The sequence below is a fragment of the Vibrio sp. S11_S32 genome (assembly GCF_014694465.1).
GTDB classification, from domain to species: Bacteria; Pseudomonadota; Gammaproteobacteria; order Enterobacterales; family Vibrionaceae; genus Vibrio; species Vibrio algicola.
Genome location: NZ_JAAUWS010000104.1, coordinates 1 through 2,245 on the forward strand (window position 1 = coordinate 1; position 2,245 = coordinate 2,245).

Here is a 2,245-nt window from a genome sequence, read left to right on the forward strand (position 1 = left end):
TTTTTACTGAGCAAACGTCTTATGCGCCAAGCAGTCCTTATTCCGCTTCAAAAGCTTCTAGCGATCATTTAGTTCGAGCATGGTTGCGCACTTATGGTTTTCCAACCATTGTGACCAATTGTTCAAACAACTACGGTCCTTATCACTTCCCTGAAAAACTCATTCCACTTGTGATCTTAAATGCATTAGAAGGTAAATCTTTGCCTATCTACGGTAAAGGTGACCAGATTCGCGATTGGCTATATGTCGAAGATCATGCACGCGCTTTATATAAAGTCGTGACAGAGGGGAAAGTAGGAGAAACCTATAACATAGGCGGTCATAACGAAAAACAAAATCTAGAGGTAGTACAAACCATTTGTAATATCTTGGATGAACTCGTTCCGATTAAAACCCAATATGCTGAACAAATTACTTACGTGAGCGACCGTCCTGGGCACGATCGCCGCTATGCGATTGATTCAACCAAGATGAGCCAAGAATTAAACTGGACTCCAGTTGAAACCTTTGAAACCGGTTTACGTAAAACCGTGCAATGGTATCTGGATAATCAAGCGTGGTGTCAAAACGTTCAAGATGGTTCATATCAACGTGAGCGACTCGGTACGATGGATGAATCGTTAAAAGGAAATAAATAATGAAAGGTATCGTTTTAGCCGGTGGCTCAGGGACACGTTTATACCCATTAACACGTGGTGTATCTAAACAGCTATTGCCTATTTATGATAAGCCAATGATTTTTTATCCGTTATCAACGTTAATGCTAGCGGGGATTAAAGATATTTTAATCATTACGACACCGGAAGATAATGAAAGCTTTAAACGGTTATTGGGGGATGGTCGTGATTTTGGTATTAATCTAGAGTTCGCTATCCAAGAAAGCCCTGATGGGCTGGCACAGGCTTTCATTATTGGTGAAGACTTTATCGGTAAAGATAGCTGCTGTTTGGTATTAGGTGACAATATTTTCTATGGTCAATCTTTTACCAAAACATTAAAAAATGCCGTCAGTCGCAAAACAGGTGCCACTGTATTTGGTTATCAAGTGAAAGACCCAGAACGTTTCGGTGTGGTTGAGTTTGATGCAGATATGCGCGCCATTTCAATTGAAGAAAAACCGGTTCAGCCTAAGTCAGACTATGCGGTAACAGGGTTGTACTTTTACGATAACCGTGTTGTTGAGTTTGCTAAGCAAGTGAAACCCTCTCATCGCGGAGAGTTAGAAATCACCACATTAAATGAAATGTATCTTAATGATGGCTCACTGAATGTGGAGTTGCTCGGTCGTGGGTTTGCTTGGCTTGATACTGGTACCCATGAAAGTTTGCATGAAGCCTCCTCATTTGTGCAAACGATTGAGAATGTCCAAGGACTCAAAGTCGCTTGCCTAGAAGAAATAGCTTTTAATCAAGGTTGGTTAAAAGCGGAAGATTTAAAGCGCATTGCTAAACCGATGTTAAAAAATGATTATGGGCAATATCTTGATGCATTGGCTGACAAAGCGATGAAAGGTGGCGTGATATGAAAGTACTCATTACCGGTTGTCATGGTCAAGTAGGGCATTGCCTTGTTCAGCAACTTCAAAATAAAGCTAAAGTCGATGTACTTGCTCTGGATGTCGTTGGTTTAGATATTACCAATAAAGAACAAGTATTCTCCATTGTCACGGATTATAAACCTGACTTTATTATTAATGCTGCAGCGCATACCGCTGTGGATAAAGCCGAATCAGAACAAGCCTTATCAATGGCCATTAATACCTATGGTGCCGCCTATTTAGCGCAAGCGGCGCACTCTGTTGGCGCTGTCATGCTTCACATTTCAACAGATTATGTCTTTGAAGGTAATAAAGATGGTTTATACAGTGAAATAGATACGACCAACCCACAAGGTGTCTACGGGATAACTAAGCTCGCAGGCGAACTTGCTGTAGAAGAAGCTTGTCCTCGCCATATAATTTTAAGAACCGCATGGGTATTTGGTGAGCATGGTTATAACTTTGTCAAAACAATGCTGAAATTGGGTAAAGAGCGAGAGACCTTAAGTATCGTGGGTGACCAATTTGGTGGTCCAACGTTTTCTGGAGATATTGCATCAGCATTAATCAAAATTGCAGAGCAGATTCAATCAGGCAGTGAAGCATGGGGCGTTTATCATTTTTCGGGCTCACCTCATGTCAGTTGGTTTGAATTTGCAGAGGCAATCTTTGAACAAGCGAACAAGCAAAGTATTCTTAAGAATAAAC

The 2,245-nt window shown here is 41.0% G+C and carries 3 protein-coding genes; all 3 read left to right on the top strand.

The annotated features are described in order from the left end of the window. Positions 1-638: GDP-mannose 4,6-dehydratase (locus HC723_RS17940; protein WP_190339887.1), on the top strand; the 638-nt coding region annotated here is incomplete at its 5' end. After that, on the top strand, positions 638-1,525 hold the full coding sequence (gene rfbA, locus HC723_RS17945; RefSeq protein ID WP_190339888.1) for a glucose-1-phosphate thymidylyltransferase RfbA: 888 nt from the start codon (positions 638-640) through the stop codon (positions 1,523-1,525). The genes HC723_RS17940 and rfbA, both read left to right, overlap by 1 nt. After that, positions 1,522-2,245 (top strand): dTDP-4-dehydrorhamnose reductase (rfbD, locus tag HC723_RS17950; protein WP_190339889.1); only part of this gene is annotated, 724 nt, incomplete at its 3' end. The genes rfbA and rfbD, both read left to right, overlap by 4 nt.